This window comes from Bacillota bacterium (assembly GCA_013178305.1).
Taxonomy (GTDB): Bacteria; Bacillota; Sulfobacillia; order JABLXB01; family JABLXB01; genus JABLXB01.
In genome coordinates, this window is record JABLXB010000009.1 from 72825 (window position 1) to 89465 (window position 16641).

16 protein-coding genes are annotated in these 16641 nt (G+C 62.7%); 10 read left to right on the forward strand and 6 right to left on the reverse strand.

What is annotated here, in order from left to right; genetic code table 11:
- Positions 1-44 precede the first annotated feature (44 nt).
- Positions 45-899: a D-amino acid aminotransferase gene (locus tag HPY55_15670; protein NPV72044.1), complete on the forward strand. Its 855-nt coding sequence runs from the start codon at positions 45-47 to the stop codon at positions 897-899.
- A 180-nt stretch (positions 900-1079) separates the two neighbouring features.
- Here HPY55_15670 and HPY55_15675 read toward each other — a convergent pair whose 3' ends face one another.
- The 6 genes from HPY55_15675 to HPY55_15700 all read right to left on the reverse strand — a co-directional run bounded on the left by HPY55_15675 (position 1080) and on the right by HPY55_15700 (position 8665).
- Complete coding sequence (locus HPY55_15675) at positions 1080-2363, reverse strand: B12-binding domain-containing radical SAM protein (protein NPV72045.1); 1284 nt, start codon at positions 2361-2363, stop codon at positions 1080-1082.
- 123 nt (positions 2364-2486) lie between these two features.
- Complete coding sequence (locus HPY55_15680) at positions 2487-4091, reverse strand: hypothetical protein (GenBank protein NPV72046.1); 1605 nt, start codon at positions 4089-4091, stop codon at positions 2487-2489.
- 68 nt (positions 4092-4159) lie between these two features.
- Complete coding sequence (gene rpsT / locus HPY55_15685) at positions 4160-4429, reverse strand: 30S ribosomal protein S20 (GenBank protein NPV72047.1); 270 nt, start codon at positions 4427-4429, stop codon at positions 4160-4162.
- Positions 4430-4523: 94 nt separating this feature from the next.
- Positions 4524-5879, reverse strand: a complete 1356-nt coding sequence (locus HPY55_15690) for an amidohydrolase family protein (GenBank protein NPV72048.1) — start codon at positions 5877-5879, stop codon at positions 4524-4526.
- Between the two features lie 23 nt (positions 5880-5902).
- On the reverse strand, positions 5903-7303 hold the full coding sequence (locus HPY55_15695; protein NPV72049.1) for a YfcC family protein: 1401 nt from the start codon (positions 7301-7303) through the stop codon (positions 5903-5905).
- Positions 7304-7411: 108 nt separating this feature from the next.
- Positions 7412-8665 (reverse strand): M20 family metallopeptidase, encoded by a 1254-nt coding sequence (locus HPY55_15700; protein ID NPV72050.1) that lies wholly within the window; start codon positions 8663-8665, stop codon positions 7412-7414.
- 175 nt (positions 8666-8840) lie between these two features.
- On the opposite strand from HPY55_15700, the gene HPY55_15705 reads away from it, so the two are divergent.
- From HPY55_15705 to HPY55_15745, 9 genes are all read left to right on the forward strand, one after another.
- Complete coding sequence (locus tag HPY55_15705) at positions 8841-9167, forward strand: phage holin family protein (protein ID NPV72051.1); 327 nt, start codon at positions 8841-8843, stop codon at positions 9165-9167.
- Between the two features lie 125 nt (positions 9168-9292).
- Entirely contained in the window at positions 9293-10432 is a 1140-nt protein-coding gene (locus HPY55_15710; GenBank protein NPV72052.1) for a stage II sporulation protein P, read from the forward strand.
- 62 nt (positions 10433-10494) lie between these two features.
- Positions 10495-10860 (forward strand): hypothetical protein, encoded by a 366-nt coding sequence (locus tag HPY55_15715; protein ID NPV72053.1) that lies wholly within the window; start codon positions 10495-10497, stop codon positions 10858-10860.
- Between the two features lie 32 nt (positions 10861-10892).
- A complete protein-coding gene (locus HPY55_15720) occupies positions 10893-11294 on the forward strand; it encodes a hypothetical protein (protein NPV72054.1) in 402 nt (133 codons plus the stop codon).
- A 119-nt stretch (positions 11295-11413) separates the two neighbouring features.
- The gene (gene lepA, locus HPY55_15725) at positions 11414-13231 is read left to right on the forward strand and encodes an elongation factor 4 (protein ID NPV72055.1); all 1818 of its coding nucleotides are present in this window, start codon (positions 11414-11416) and stop codon (positions 13229-13231) included.
- A gap of 47 nt (positions 13232-13278) precedes the next feature.
- Positions 13279-14478, forward strand: coding sequence for a radical SAM family heme chaperone HemW (hemW, locus tag HPY55_15730; GenBank protein NPV72056.1), 1200 nt, complete (start codon positions 13279-13281; stop codon positions 14476-14478).
- A gap of 345 nt (positions 14479-14823) precedes the next feature.
- Entirely contained in the window at positions 14824-14976 is a 153-nt protein-coding gene (locus HPY55_15735) for a hypothetical protein (GenBank protein NPV72057.1), read from the forward strand.
- Positions 14977-15107: 131 nt separating this feature from the next.
- Positions 15108-16100, forward strand: a complete 993-nt coding sequence (locus HPY55_15740) for a WYL domain-containing transcriptional regulator (GenBank protein ID NPV72058.1) — start codon at positions 15108-15110, stop codon at positions 16098-16100.
- Positions 16101-16240: 140 nt separating this feature from the next.
- Complete coding sequence (locus HPY55_15745; GenBank protein ID NPV72059.1) at positions 16241-16603, forward strand: hypothetical protein; 363 nt, start codon at positions 16241-16243, stop codon at positions 16601-16603.
- The last annotated feature ends 38 nt before the right edge of the window (positions 16604-16641 follow it).

Below are 16641 nucleotides of genomic sequence, written 5' to 3' on the forward strand. Positions count from 1 at the left end.
TCTGGAGTGCAAAAGCGGGTGTCCGCACATCTGGGGGTGTCTTGTTGGATGACATGGTCGTTTACCTGAATGGGGAGTTCATCCCTTATAGTGAAGCGAAAATAGGTATCGAGGACCGCGGCTACCAGTTTGGCGACGGGATTTACGAGGTAATAAGGGTGTACGATGGCAAACCGTTCGCGTTGAGGGAACACTTCGAGAGGCTTACGGTCAGCGCGAGGGAGATCGAGCTCACCCTTCCGGACGTCTCCGCGCTGGAACGGGATGCCCTCGAGTTGCTCCGCCGGAATGACGCGAAGGATTGCGCAATATACATCCAGATCTCAAGGGGTGTCACCCCGAGGAAGCACGTCATACCGTTCGGTCTTGCTCCCACCGTGATCATGACCGCTCGCGAGGCGGCGCGCTACGCGCCCGAGGTCAGGTTCAAGGGCGTTAAAGCCATCACGCTCCCCGACGACAGGTGGGCTCGCTGCTACATCAAGTCCACAAACCTTCTGCCGAACATCACGGCCAAGCTGAGGGCCGAACGGGCCGGAGCGTACGAGGCCGTGTACCTGAGGGACGGGTTCGTCACCGAAGGGACTCACAGCAACGTGTTCATCGCCGAATCCGGAGTCCTCATCACCCCGCCGCTCACCAACTACATCCTGGCGGGAGTTACCCGCACTTACGTGCTGGATGTCGCGCGGGCCCTCGGGGTCCCCACGAGAGAGGAGTCGATCTCGGCGGAGCGCCTTGCGGCTGCGGGCGAGATCATGTTCACCGGGACACTCACCGAGATCATGCCGGCAGTCGTGCTGAATGGCGCGCCTGTGGGGCAGGGGCAGCCGGGGCCGGTGTTTCACCGGCTGTACCCGAAATATCTCGCGGTGGCCACAGGGCAGGAGAGTTTCTGAACGGAGGGCGAAGCCTGCGCTGCGCGGCCGCTCGCCGTGCCCGTTTGTCAGGTTGTGGGTACGTTCACTGGGGCACCGCTTGATCGCGGAGTCCATTGCCATGGCGAGGGAGCGCGGCGCCTCCAGGGCCGTACTGAGTACGGCAACGCCCGCTGAGGCCCGCGCTGAAGCCCGTTCGCTTCAGATCGGGTGCCCCAGGTTAGCTGCTATTCGCGCGAAGTGCAGATTTAGCGTGAGGAACAGTACCGGTTTCCGCCCCCAGGCCGGCAGGAGCCTCCTGGCTATCGACGCGGGGGAGTAGAACCGCCGGTACGCCTCGAAAAACCCCTTCTGCAGCACACCGGGGGACAGGTTGAGCGGTGTATAGACCACATTCGATATAGTGTAGCGCCCCCAGTCGCGGTCGATTATGCGTCCGCTGCGCTCGAGGTCCTCGAACAACGGTGTTCCGGGAAACGGCGTGAGTATCCCGAATTGCGCCAGGGCCAGGCGGGCGCGGGTGGCGAACTCCACGGTCCGCTGGAAGACTGAGTCGTCGTCGCCGTCCAGCCCGAATATGAAGGCCCCTTCGATGGATATCCCGCGGGAATGTATCTTTTTCACTGCCTCGAGGAATCGTTCCGCCTTGTTTATCATCGACTTGCCGATCCTCTCGAGGTTGCCGGATACCAGCGACTCGAATCCTATGAACAGGCCGCTGCACCCGCTGTCCTGCGCCATATCGAGGAGTTCGGGGTCGTCCGCTATGTTGAGGGAGCTTTGGCCGAGCCACCTGATGCGCAGGGGTCTGAGCGCACGGAAAAGCTCGCTGGCGTGCGAGCGTTTCCCCGCGATGTTGTCGTCGACGAATAGCACCAGGCGCCGCCCGAAGCGTGCCACCTCCTCGACAACCTCCGCCACCGGCCTCGTGCGGTAAGTCCGGCCGAAGAACCGCGTGACGGAGCAGAACGAGCAGTTGTAGGGGCACCCCCGGGATGTCTGGACGAGGCTCGTGGTGAGGTAACGCCGGCGGTCGAACACGTCCCACCTCGGGGCGGGGAGACCTTTCAGGGAAGGAAGCCCTCCGTTGCGGTAGACCTGCTTCAAGCGGCCGGATTCGGCGTCCTCCAGGACCTGTTCCCACAACCCCTCCGCTTCCCCTACGACCACGGCGTCCGCGTGCTGGACCGCCTCATCCGGAAGCGCTGTAGCGTGCATGCCTCCAATGACCACCTTGACGCCCATGCGCCTGTACTGGTCTGCGAGGTCATACGCCCGGGGCGCCACCGAGGTTATCGCGGTTATGCCGGCGATGTCGGGGAGCGGCTCAAACGAATGCGCCTGCACGCTCTCGTCGACGGCTTCGACCTCGTGCCGGTCGGGCGTCAAGGCAGCCAGCACCGCCAGGCTCATGGGCGGAAACAGGCCCACCTTCGACGGCGCCCCGCCTCTCAGGTTGGCGGGCGCTATCAGCCGTATCCTCATGTGGATTCACCTCTCGCTGTAGTATGAGTGGGATGGGTACATGCCAGGTACCTGCATGCGATCTCACATTTGAGTCTCTCCGCTGAATGAAATCCAATTCGGACTGGCAACCGATTGCCGCCGCTACTTCGCGAGGCCGGCGGAGATGGAGCGGATCTTGGCCATCAAGGCTGCGGCCTCGCCGCCGGATAGCGGGCGCGGCCTGCCTTCGTCGATCATTGCGGGGATCACGTCGATGAATTTGACGCCATCTCTTGCCAAGTTGAGCGTGATTATCATGCTTTCCCGGGTTATAGGGCGCTTCTGGTCCATCACGAAGTTGCCGAGGCTGTATGCGATCGGCCTGCCCCTGTATATCTCGATCCCCTGGATAGCGTGCGGGTGAAATCCGAAGACCATGTCGGCCCCGAGGTCAACCGTCTGGCGCGCGATCTTCTTCAGGTCCGGGCCGAAGTACGGGATCGGGTAGTTTGTATACTCCTGTCCCCAGTGGATGGCCACGGCCACCAGGTCCGCCGATTTCCTCGCGGCGGCGATGTCTTCCTCGATCATGGCCAGGTCGAGCGGGGTTGTGCCGGCGAGGGTGGCTGTGGCCATGAGCGTCCGCGGGTACTTCGTGCTCCAGTACAGCGATGGGTGTGCGAATTCGCTGTACCCGAGGAACGCCACTTTGACGCCGTGTCTCTCGACGACCGCCGGCTTTCGCGCCTCGATTATGCTGGCTCCGGCCCCGGTGTGCGCTATGCCGTTCTCACGAAGGAGCCGGATGGTCTCGAGCAGGTTCTCGGAGTCGTAATCCAGAGTGTGGTTGTTCGCGAGCGTCACGGCGTCTATCCCGGCGTCGAGCAGGGATTGGATTGCCTGCGGCTCGGCCCTGAACCATATCATCTTCCCGGGAATCGGCTGCCCGGTAACCCCGATCGGGGATTCAAGGTTCGCGAACGTGATGTCCGAGGCTGAAATCAGCGGCCCAACCAGCGACATGGGATAACCGGCGCCGTGCTTGCGGATGAGGCTCGCCACGCCGCGGGCCAGCATGATATCCCCCACGACTGTGAGGGAGACCGTCTTCTCCGTGGGACTCAACCTCGAAATGATCTCCTTGTCGCGCACTGCTGCCGCGGCCTCGACGCCCCTGCCGGGGCGTCGCAAGACCCGGTTCAACAGCGCGGAGACTATTGACTGGCTTCTCGTCAGTATATACACGCGGTCCTGGAACGGGTATCTTCCGCCGGCGATTTCGTCCGCTCCGGGTTTGACCCCGCCTACGGCGAGACAACGCATACCGGCGACCCTGTCGTTGGGGCCGAGGACGACCACGCCGTCCTGGCGCGGCGTCCCGCGATGAAGTCCACGCGCCTCGTCGAGGCTGATCTCGTGGACGTCGCTGAGGAACGGCGCAGCCGCGACCCACGTCACCGTGGCAACCGGCTCATGCAGTATCCCGGGTGAGGACCCCGGACGCAGCGTGAGCGCGGCATCGGCAAGACCATCGATGAGCAGCTGCTCGGCCTGCTCCTGCCCCGCGGGTGTGAAGTTGAAGGCCAGGCCGGCTACCGGTTCGAGCAGCGACAGGAGGCTGGGTTCCACGGCGACCTTCCACGGAGTGGAAGCGGCCGGCCTGCTCATTTCGCCGGCGACCGTAGTACCTGCCAGCGCAGCCCCGGCTGCGAGCACAGTTGCGATTGTGATGACGAAACGCCTCGACGTCCACCCTGACCAGTTCAACGGACTTCCCCTCTAACGCAAAAAGACTGCTTGTATAAGCAGTCTTTACGCTATCCCTTACGGTTTTCCTACTGGGAGGTCCTGACGTTAAGCTTCTTGGCGAGCCGCGACTTCTTGCGGGAGGCGGCGTTCTTGTGGATTACTCCCCTGGTGACCGCCCTGTCGAGCATGCTCGTAGCCTCAGCGAGCACGTCCTTGGACTGTCCGCCGTCCTTGCCGGAGACGGCCGCTTCGAACTTCTTTACGGCGGTCTTCACCGACTGCTTTATGGACCGGTTCCTCGCCGTCTTCTCGGCCGCGATCTTCGCCCGCTTGATCGCTGACTTGATGTTTGCCACTCTTCCGTTCACCTCCCACGCCAAACCATTTTACCACGCGCTTCTGAGGAGGCGCAAGGACAAACCGGCTCTACGACGCCTGAGGACGGGCAGGTCATGCCGGCGTGACCGCCCGACCGGGCGTCTTGCCCGTGAACCGGCCGTCGAGGCACACGACCTCGCCACGAACCATCACCATCTGGATTCCGGCCGGCGGTAACCCCGGGTTCTCGTACGTAGCCATGTCGGTCACTGTCCCGGGGTCGAACAGCACCAGGTCAGCGTCCGCCCCTTCGGCCACCCGACCCTTGTTCTCCAGGCCGAGACGCCGGGCGGGGATGATGGTCATCTTCCTGAGCGCGTCCAGGAAATCCAGTGACCCATCCCTGACGAATCTCCCTAGTACCCTGGGAAACGTGCCCGATGTCCTGGGGTGTCCCATGCCGTCCCGCATCAGGCCGTCGCTGCCGACCATGACGAGCGGGTGGCGCAGGGCCTTGATGACTTCATCCTGGCGCATGACGAACGCTACCACCAGGGAGTCCGGATAGGCGCAGCGCGTATGCTCGAACGTTTCGGGAGTGCATCTGGTTCCCGCGTAGGGCCCGCCCGCCAGGAGAAGCGAGTCATATCCGACCCCCCACCTTTCGAGGCACCCCGGGTCGAGGGCCGCCGAGCCGATGAAGGTGCAGAACGCATCATAAGGATAACAATCGGCCATGACGTCGACCCCGGCTTCGCGCGCCGCCTCGAGCGCGGAGAGCGCTCCCGCCATGTTGCCGAACGCCGCGCAGCTGTTTATGTGAGAGACCTGGAAAGGCAGCCCCGTCTCGCGCCCGACGTCGACGAGTTCGACTATCGCCTCGATCGCTTTCTCGCAGTCGTACCGGTAATGGGCCGCCAGCAGGGACCCGCCGTAATCGGATGCGACCCGAGCCACGTCTGTTATCTCCCGCGTCGTTGCTCCCGGGGTATACTCGAGGCCGAACGACACGCCAAACGCCCCGGCTTCCATGGCCCGGGCGACCATCCGCCGGATTTCCTCGACCTGAGCCGCGCCGGCGGGACCGTAGCGGTCACCCGCTCCCGCCAACTCGCGCAGGGTGCCGTGCGGGGCGAGCATCCCGTAGTTACACGGGGCGCCGTGCTCCCGCACCCATGCCAGGAAAGAGGGCACATCGTTGCCGATCCCGCAGTTACCGCCGACCGCCGTCGTCGTACCCATGAGCGCGTAGTGACGCGAGGAGTCCCAGAGGACTCCTCGCGCGTGGTCAAACGGGTCTTCGTGAGCGTGAATGTCCACGAATCCGGGGACAAGGGTAAGCCCCCCGGCGTTCACCTGGTTCTTGCTGGTGGGCTCCCCCTCGCCCACATAGGCGATGGCTCCCCCCTCGATGCCGACGTTTCTGACACCCAGCGCCCCGGCTACGGGGTCGACGACTTGCGCCCCGGCAATCAGTGTGTCGAGCAAGGGATTCTCCTCCTGAATGCCGGTCAGGAGTAGCCAATCGCCACAGCGACGATCGTGGCGACGACCGCGATCGCCACCCAGATGAGCAGGAGTTTATAGAAGAACTTGACCCATTTGGGCCATGGGACTCCCGCGAGGGCCAGGCCGGCCATGAAATACCCCGAAGTGGGCTCGAATATGTTGGTGAACCCGTCCCCGAACTGGTACGCCAGCACCGCCGTCTGGCGGCTGATGCCCGTGACATCGGCGAGCGGCGCCATGATGGGAATCGTCGCCGCAGCCTGGCCGCTGCCGGACGGGATGAAGAATTCGATCACGGCCTGCGCGATGTACTGTGCGGTTCCTCTGAGAATCGTTGGGAAGTAGTAGGCTATGGACGCCATTCCGAAGACTACCGTGTCAATGACCTTTCCCTGGGTGAGCGTCACAGCGACCGCTCGCCCGACCCCGACGAGGAGCGCACCCCCGAGGAGCTCTTTGCAACCGAAAATGAACTCGTCGCAGATCTGGTCGGTGGTGAGGCCGCCTATGTAACCACCCACGATCGCGAGCGCGGTGAATATCGCCGACATCTCGGTGAAGTACCAATCGAGCTTGAGGATGCCGTAGACGAACGTGGCCATCGTCGCCGCGAAGCACAACAATACCAGGACGTGTCTCGAATTCATACCGGGGATCGACTCGACGTCGAATCCTTTCCCCGTGCGCTGTTTGTCCAGTTCGTACATCGGGCTGATCTCCGGGTTCTTCTCAACCTTCCTCGCCCAGCCATAGACCCACCACGCGGAGACGGCGGTCAGCACTACCCAGACCACCAGCCTGAACTGCATTCCCGAGAAAAGGGGCAGGCCGGCAATACCATGAGCGACTCCGATCGTGAACGGGTTGGTGAAGGCCCCCGAGAACCCTGCGTTCATGCCAGCCATGACTACCGCAAGCCCTGTCAGCGAATCCCATCCGAGCGACAGGGCCAGGGGAACGAAAACGGGGATGAAGATGAGTCCTTCCTCGGCCCAGCCAAGCGTCGCGCCACCCAGGGAGAAAATGACCATGAACAGCGGTATTATCAGTTTCTCCCTGCCCTTCATCACTCTCAGCAAGGCTAGAATTCCGACGTTTATGGCCTGAGTGGCCTTGAGCACCTGGAACACACCGCCAATAATGAACACGAAGAATATGATCTCTGCGGCGTCCATCATTCCTTTGAATGTGTTGACGAACAACCCCCAGATCGATACAGGGTTGCGCTCGACAAGGTGATAGGTGCCGGCCACAGCCAGCATCCTGCCGCTCTTGGGGTCCTTTTGCCTGTCGAACTGTCCGGCCGGCAAAACCCAGGTCATGACGACTGCAACGCAAACCACCAGGAATAGAATAGCCAGAGCATTCGGCAGCTTCAGCGACCATTTCTTGCCAGTGGACACAGCGATAACCCCCTTTCTTACTCCATGACACCTGCGATGGGTCCCAGGAGCAATGCCGTACGAGTAACCATGTGTCCCGTGTCACCACCTCCTCGTTATTCCGCCGTCTCAGGGCGCCTCTGCCGGGCTGCAGAATCGGCACGCCGTGACGGCGTATATCCTGGCTGCCGCCACCAGCTGGTCCACCTCGACCCACTCCACCCTGGAATGAGCGCACCCGAGTGACCCGGGTCCAAATACGACCGTTGGGATCCCCGCGTGAACCGCCAGTAACCCCCCGTCTGACCAGGCGGGAAATGCGACAACGGGAGGCTCGTGTCCGAGGACGGTCATGGCCGCATCCGAGAGCGATTTCACGATGGGGTCTTCGAGGGGCGTGGCGAAAGCCAGGTGATCCATCGTCGCCTGGCTGGAGGGTAGCCTGGAGATCTCGGCCCTGAAATCCGGATCGTCGGCCGACAGGCGACTGAACACCTCGAGGAAGTCCTCGAATATGGTTTTGCTGGTCTCGATGGGGGTAGATCTGCGGTCTATCTGGATCCGGCAAACGTCCGCAACCGTGCTGGGCTGCGTTCCTCCCTGGATTACACCGAAATTCAGACGCGGGAGACCCAGCAGGCTGTGTCCCCTCGTCTTGAAACGCGGGAGGATCTCCTCCTCGATGGCGCGGATGAGTTTTGCCGCTTTCGATATGGCGTTTATGCCTTTCTCCATTTCCCCGCTGTGGGTCGCCCTGCCGTGGACGGTGATCTCCAGCCAGTCGAGGCCGCGGTGACCGGCGGCGAGATTGAGCTCCGTAGGTTCGCCTACTATCGCTCCATCGGCCCGCGTGCCGCGCTTGATAACGTCTTCAGTGCCCTCGCCGCGCAGCTCTTCGTCGACGACCGCCGTAAACACGATGTCCCCGCCAAGGGGGACTCCCGAGCGCTTGATCGAGGCAAGGGCCACCATCATCGCAGCAAGTGCGCCCTTCATATCCACAGAACCCCTGCCGTAGAGCCGGCCGTCGCGCACATCACCGCCGAACGGGTCGATATCCATCGAGTAGGGAGGCACCGTGTCCATGTGGCCATTGAGCATCAGCGTACGGCCGGCGGGCGCTGAGCTCCGGCCGCCTTCCTGCCCTTTCAGCCACGCGACTACGTTGGGCCGTGTGCCGCCCGATGCCGGCTGGAGTTCCGCTCTAAGCCCTTCGCGCTTCAACCAATCGCAAATGAATTGCGCGACCTCGATCTCTTTCCCTGGGTAATCCGGGTGGCTGGGGATCCGTACCATGTCTCTCGTCAACCGGATGAGTTCGACGGGGTCTATCATCTCGAGTACCCGGAACTGGTTCCAGGCGGGGGCGTTTTCCTGCGCCATGCGATCAGTCTCCCTCGACATCTACCTCTCTCGGCTCGTTATGCAAGAGTCGTGCGATAACCGGGCGTCCGCGGCTGCCGGCTATGCGTGCACCCGTACGTGCATATTGCACTCTCGTCACGGTTATTCTACCATCCGTAATGCTCCGGTTCCAGTCTGGAGGTGATAATCGAGGATGGTCCGGTTCCTTATCAGGTTGGTGGTATCCGCGATCGTGCTGCTAGTCGTGCAGTGGCTCATCCCGGGTTTCAGGTTGTTTGGTCTCCTGAACGCGCTGCTGGCTGCGGTCGTGATCGCCGTGCTCGGCTATATCGCCGAGACGCTCCTGGGGAAGAGGATATCCCCACAGAGCCGTGGGGTTGTCGGGTTTGTCACGGCTGCCGTGGTGATATATCTCGCACAGTATTTCGTGCCCACGATGAGGGTGTCCGTATTCGGAGCCCTGCTTGCATCGTTGATAATTGGTGTGATCGACTCCATAGTGCCGACTGAGATACGCTGACGGGCTCCACGACGGCCTGTACGCCCGGCTCAGATGAATGCAGCCCCTGAGATAGTCAGGGGCTCTTGCATTTCACCCGCCATATTGCGCATAGGATTGATCCCTGAGGCAAAGGGGCGGTGCGAATGCGTTTGAAATGGCGCAGGAGGCTTATCCGAAGCGGAAAGGTGATAGTCCTGTACGTAGGGGGCATAATGCTGACCCTGGTTATGGTGGCCGGTCCGTGGAGGTATACCCGCCCTGCGGGAGTGATGGTCTCCACCAGGCCACGCCCCGCGGCCCAGCCCGCCGCGCCGGTGGTGGGACCGTCTCCGGCCGGCACGTGGATCGACGCGTTGACGCGGGGACTATGCCGGCTGTCGCTGCGAATCTGCCTTCCCTGGCCCGCCCTCCTGGAGGAAACCGGGGAGGAACTGCCGTTCGGTGGGGGTATCCAGGAAATGCTGTTCAGGCTTCTCGGCATCGGCGGGAGCACACCGGGCAACCTGCTGGCAACGGGCATACCCGTCATTCGCCACCTCAATGTGGACGTGTACGCATCCAGGGCACAGGCTCGCGCAAGACCACCTGGCCGCGACCTCCCTTACACTGCCGTCATAACCCACATGCCGGCCGCCGGTGCCGCTCCCTGGCTGCCGGAATCCCCGCTCGTCGCCGTATATCATACGCACGCGCGCGAATCGTACCTTCCGGAACTCCCTGAGGCCAACGTGATGAGGCCCGACGACGCCCACTCCGACGACCTGTCGCTGACCGTCGTGCGCGTGGGGAAGGAAATAGCGGTCGCGCTGGACTCCGTATACGGCATTGGCTCGGTTCACTCGCTCGAGATGCACGACAACGAGGGGAAGCTCGGCGCCTACGTCAAATCGGAGGCAACCGTGGGGGGCATCCTCAATGAATACCCAACGATCAGGCTGGTGCTCGACGTGCACCGCGATTCGCAGCCCAGGGAGCGGACGACCGTCGAGGTGAAGGGCGAACGGCTGGCGAAGGTGATGGTGGTGATCGGCACCGACAACCCTGGCTGGAAGTCAAACCATGCGGTCGCCACGGAACTCCTCAAGACCCTCGAGACGCGGTATCCGGGGATCTCCGCGGGGATCTACCCGAAACCCGGGCGGTTCAACCAGCAGTACTCACCGGGCGGGCTGGTACTCGAGGTCGGCGGGGTGGAGAACACCCTCGACGAGTGCCTGAGGACCGGCCGCGCGGTGGCCTGGGCGATATACGAGATGGTCCGCATAGGGAAGGTGCAGGTCTGAACCCCTCCGATTATGCCTGGCCCCCGCCGGGGACAATATGTCGTGTCCCCGGGGGTGAGCGCATGATACGGCGTACGCGGGCAGGCATGAGGCGGACGCTCCGCCGCCGCACTCCACCACGGCACCTTGCGAGGCCGGGCCCCGGCCGGGTAGATCTCCGGCGGGCGCTCGGGGTGGCGCTGCCGGCCATCGTAATGGTCGTTCTGCTGATAAACGTAGCCGAGATTGGTATCCAGGAACTCGTATACCCGCACCCTGTTCCCGGTTTCATTCGACTCACACCGGCCGGGGTTGCCCGGTACAGGTTCGTACTCGCCGGTCACGAGCACTACATAGGCGTTTCCCGCCTTCTCGAAGCCGCTGGGCGGTTGAAGCTCAAGCTGGGGGTCACCCGCGCGGGATACCCCATTTCGCCGGGGATGGAATAAAATCTATATACAGGAAACTCGCGGGTGATGACATGTACTGGGTGACGCACGCCGCGGTGGGGGCGGTCGCGGGGTCGTACATCACCGCCCCGCTGGCCGGTCTGGCTGCGGGGGGCGCGAGTCACGCGGTCCTCGACATGATCCCCCACCACGATTACAAGTCCAGCGCCGCAGGGATAGTCGACTTCCTCCTGGGGGCGGTCGTTCTCGCCGCGACGGCAGGTGACGGTCCCGCCTGGGGTAGGACATGGGCGGTGCTCGGCGCCATCGTGCCCGATTTCGAGGTGGCGCTCTCTCACTTTGGGGTAATTGACAGCGAAGGCCTCGTTTTCCCTACCCACAGCGGATTGCTGCCCCACGCGAACGCCCCGTTGCCGTGGGGAGGGCTCACGCAGCTCGGCGTGCTCGCGCTGGCGTACCTTTTGCTCCGGTAGGCGACTTCCGCGGACGCCACACTGCGGACGCCACACCGCGAACGTCGTTTCACACGCGGACGCCCCTTCCTTGAAGCCCACCATACCCGGTGCTATAATTGCTCAGAACGGCGAGGGTGGTGGGCTTCACGGAGCAGGACCTCATCCGCAACTTCTGCATAATAGCGCACATAGACCACGGCAAGTCCACGCTGGCCGACCGGATCCTCGAGCTCACCGGGGCCATCCCCGAAAGGGAGATGGAGGACCAGGTGCTCGACCAGATGGACCTCGAGCGCGAGCGGGGCATCACCATAAAGGCGCAGGCCGTGAGGCTTTCGTATGCCGCCTCTGACGGCAGGGTCTACGAGCTCAACCTCATTGACACACCCGGCCACGTCGACTTCAGCTACGAGGTATCGCGCAGCCTGGCCGCGTGCGAGGGCGCGCTCCTGGTGATCGACGCCACCCAGGGAATAGAGGCGCAGACCCTGGCGAATCTCTACCTCGCCCTCGAGCACAACCTCGCCATCGTGCCGGTCATCAACAAGATCGACCTTCCCAGCGCCGAGCCCGAGAGGATCAAGCGCGAGATACGTGACGTGCTCGGCTTTGACCCGGCCAACGCGGTGCTGATATCGGCCAAGGACGGCACGGGTGTGCCTGAGGTACTGGAATCCATCGTGAAGCACATCCCGCCGCCCGGCGGCGACGTGGGCGGGCCGCTCCGCGCATTGATATTCGATTCACACTTCGACACTTACAAGGGCGTCATCGCATACGTGAGGGTGGTCGACGGGATGCTCCGCCCGCGGATGAAGATAAGCATGATGTCATCAGGGAAAATATTCGAGGTCCAGGAGATCGGTGTCTTCTTCCCCAAGATGCAGCCGGTGAGAGGACTCTCCGCCGGAGAGGTCGGGTTCGTGGCGGCGAGCGTCCGTAACGTCAAAGACAGCCGCGTGGGGGATACCATCACCGAGGCGGACAGGCCTGCCAGACAGGCGCTGCCCGGCTACAAGAAGATGAAGCCGATGGTATTCTGCGGGATGTATCCGGTGGAGAGCGGCGATTACCAGAAGCTCCGCGAAGCGCTGGAAAAACTGCAGCTCAACGACGCGGCGCTTTCGTTCGAGCCCGAGACATCGGTCGCGCTGGGCTTCGGGTTCCGGTGCGGGTTCCTCGGACTCCTGCACATGGAGATAATCCAGGAGAGACTCGAGCGCGAATATGACATGACGATGGTGACTACCGCTCCGAGCGTGGTCTACAGGGTGCTGAAGACGAACTCCGGCGTGCTCGAGGTGGACAATCCCGCAAAACTCCCTCCGGCGGGCGAGATCGCGGCTATCGAGGAGCCCTTCGTGCGCGCAACGATCGTCAGTCCGGCGGGGCACATCGGCGCCATCATGGACCTGGCGGTCGAACGCCGCGGCGCATTCGTCAACATGGAGTACGTCGCCGAGAACCGCGTCATTCTCACGTACGAACTCCCACTGGCGGAGATAATGTACGACTTTTTCGACCAGCTCAAGTCCAGGACCAGGGGTTACGCCTCGCTGGACTACGAACTCTCCGGTTACCGCGAGGGCGACCTGATGAAGCTCGACATCCTCGTGAACGGCGAACCGGTTGACGCACTGTCCTCGATCGTGCACAGCAGCCAGGCGTACCACAGGGGCCGGGCGCTGGTCGAAAAGCTCAGGCGGCTGATCCCCCGTCACCTGTTCGAGGTGCCACTCCAGGCGGCCATAGGCTCCAAGATCATCGCGCGGGAAACCGTGAAGGCCGTTCGGAAGGACGTCCTGGCCAAGTGCTATGGCGGGGACGTCACGCGCAAGCGCAAACTCCTCGAGAAGCAGAAGGAAGGCAAGAAGCGGATGAAGCAGGTGGGGAGCGTCGAGATACCGCAGGAGGCCTTCATGGCGGTGCTCGACGTGGGCCGGGACGAGGAGTGAGGGAGAGGCCTCCAGTGGCCGGGGCCTGCGCCGGGGTCGCCGCCGCGGTGAACGCCGCGACCGCCGGTGGAGATGGGCGGGCCGCTGCTGCCCCGCTCGGCGTGTACGTACACATCCCCTTCTGCGTCCGCAAGTGCCAGTACTGCGCGTTCAACTCCTACCCCGTCGCCGAACCCGCCGTTGACCCACTCGTCGACCGCTACACGCGCGCCCTGCTTCTCGAGGTCGAAAGCGTTGCGGCGCTGGTCGAGGGCGACGCGGGTCCGCGGCCTGCCACCCTGTACTTCGGCGGCGGCACACCCACCTGCATCGGCGCGAGCCGCCTGGCGCGGGTCGTGTCTGCCTGCACGGAGGCGTTCAACCTGCCAGACGGCTCGGAGGTCACCGTGGAGTGCAACCCCGCGACGGTGGATCTGCCTGGTTTGCGCACGCTGCGCGACGCGGGCGTCAACAGGTTGAGCGTGGGGGCCCAGGCGTTCCAGGATAACCTGTTGGGCAGGCTGGGCCGCGTCCACACCGCGGCGGACGTGGACGCCGTCGTCCAGGCTGCCCGCTCGGCAGGTTTTGCTAACTTGAACCTGGACCTCATGTTTGGGATCCCCGGGCAATGGATCCGCGAGTGGGAAGAGAGCCTTCGGCGGGCCGTGGACTTGGGGCCTGAGCACGTATCCATTTACCCGCTGGAGGTCGAGGAGGGCACACCTCTCTACGGGATGGTTTCGGAGGGCTCCGAAGTGCTGCCGGCCGAGGACGAGGTCGTGGAGATGTGGGAGGCGGCCCTGGACAGACTGGCCAGGGCGGGCTACGCGCGCTATGAGATATCGAATTACTCCAAGCCTGGTTTCGAGTCACGCCACAACCTGATCTACTGGCTGAACGGCGACTATGTCGGGCTGGGAGCCGGCGCTTGCTCACACCTGTCCGGGGTCCGGAGGCAGAACCTCGCCGGGCCGGAGGAGTACTGCGATGCCGTTGAATCCGGTCTCCCGCCTGTGGTCTCGGTTGAGCGCCTGTCATCCCGGACGCAAATGGTCGAGACCGTCATCATGGGCCTGAGACTCACCGCCGGTCTGTCGCTCGAGGGGTTTCGCAGCCGGTTCAGATGCGACCTCGACGACGTGTTTCCCGGGGTCATAGGGAAGCTCGAAGCGCTGGGCCTCCTTTGCCGGGACGGCGGAGCGGTCAGGCTGACCCGTCGTGGCCTTTTCCTTGCCAACGTGGTGTTCAGGGAGTTCGCCTCCGAATAATCACGGCGAACAGGCTGAAGTCAGTAGCCCAGCAGCTCCGCAGGAGGGGACTTTGCCTCCACAGAGGAGGCGAGCCGGTGGGAGAATAGCCTATTGGCGAGTCTGAATCTGCGGAGACGTGCGCAATGTATGATTCAGCACCTGCGTGCAACCAAATACCGTTTCTTGAGCACCGTGCTTGATGACATGGTGCTTCCCGAATACAAGGGTTCGACGTTTCGGGGGGCGCGTTTAGACTAGAATCCCACCACGCGTTGTGTGTCGTTTCCGGCATGATTCGTCTCCGGCGATGGCCTGTCCTGCAGTATGCTGCTGGGCGTCTGCACGTTATAAGAGAAACCAGGCGTGAAGAAGGTGTCGACGTTCGGTTGGCAGTGCATCAAGCTGACACAGGCTTTCCGTGGTCATCACGATGTGGCGGTTCTGGTGTGCGGGGACAACGATTTCGTTGCAGTAGTCGAAGCCGTTAACCTGGCAATTGTAGGAGGAACTGGATGAAGTTTGTCGAAAGCCTAACCCGATAGCCGGCCGGTGTAGAGCAAGAGGCGGTTGCGTAAGCCGAAAAAGACATGGGTGTTTTGCTGTGAGGTGCTGCTCCAGTCTTACACAGTGGGGGGGACCATGCCGGAGTGCGTTCATCTGGTGTCGGCGTGAACATCGTCGGATTCTGGCGGCTGTGCGAAATCCACCGGCTGATCTCTCAGGGTGCCTACCCCAACTGCTCCTCGCTGTCCGAGCGGTTAGAAGTGCACCGCCGGACCATGGAGCGGGACATCGAGCGTCTGAGGGACCTCTTCTCCGCTCCCATCGAATATGACCCCAAGCGTCGCGGCTACTATTACACCGAACCGTTTTCCCTCCCTGTGATGCGTCTGAAGGAAGGCGAGGCCATCGCGCTATTCCTCGGCCAGAAGATACTGATGCAGTGTAGGGGCACCCCGTTTGAGGAGTTCGTGCGCCAGGCGATGGCGAAGGTCAGGATGCTGCTCCCCCACGAAGTAGAGATCAACCTGGAACGCATGGTGGACGCCGTATCCTTTCACGTCGAGCCGCTGCGTGGGGAGGAGGTCGAAGTAGCGGAACGCTACCAGACCCTGGTTTCGGCGGTGGAGCAGCGTCGCACGGTGGAGATGGATTACTTCACGGCCAGCCGAGGAGTCGCCACATGGCGAAGGGTGGACCCATACCACCTGCGTTTTGCTGACGGCGCATGGTACTGTATAGGTTACTGCCACGAACGTGAGACTGTTCGTACCTTCGCCCTGGACAGGATGCTTCACCTTTCGTTGACCGCAGACACGTTCGAATTCCCGTCGGATTTCTCGATGGATGAGTACCTCGCCAACAGCTGGGTGATAGAGCGAGGGGAGCCCAGGAAAGTAGTGATCGAATTCGACCCCGAGCAAGCGAGGTACATCCGGGGTAGGCGGTGGCATCGGAGCCAGCAGATGGTAGACCTTCCGGACGGCTCACTGAGGATGACCCTGACGATCGGTGGGTTGGGGGAGCTCAAGCGGTGGGTCACGAGCTTCGGCAGCCACTCAAGGGTGGTGGAGCCGCAAGAGCTGCGGGAGTGGGTCATCAGCGAATTCGCCGGAGGGCTGGCACGTTATCAGGGATGAGACTCGGGTGAACACGCCCACGAAGAGTTGTGTGAGTATGGAGCTCCGAACGCCTGTTTCCCACATCCTGTGACGGAGTGACTGAGGTAGGATGATGCTGAGTCACTCGACAGGATACGAGCGGAACGGGGGAGGGCTCCGTGAAGGACTTGCTAAAGGAGATTCTGGGTGGCGTCTATCTCCTGCGGAAGGGGGCGCTTTCTGCCGCCGTGCGGGTGCTGGGAACGGTTGCCCGCTGGGGAGTAGACGAAGTCGGACTGATGCATGCAGTCGTTCCCTCCGAGAGACTCCTGAACGCGGCCGCCGAGGAGCAGCACGGATCGTTCGGAGAGCCTTTTGGCGGGAACACCGGCTTTTTCTGGGGCGGCGTTCTCGGCGATGCTGCGGGCAAGGTCCAAGACTTCTACGGGAGCGCAAACGATTGCCCATCAGATGGTGCAGCGTCTCAAGAAGGGAGCCTCTCATTCGGCTCACGTCGCTGTACTGCTGGGAGACCAGTATGAGCCGAATGAGAGGCTGTATATTGGGGTGAAGGTCTTTC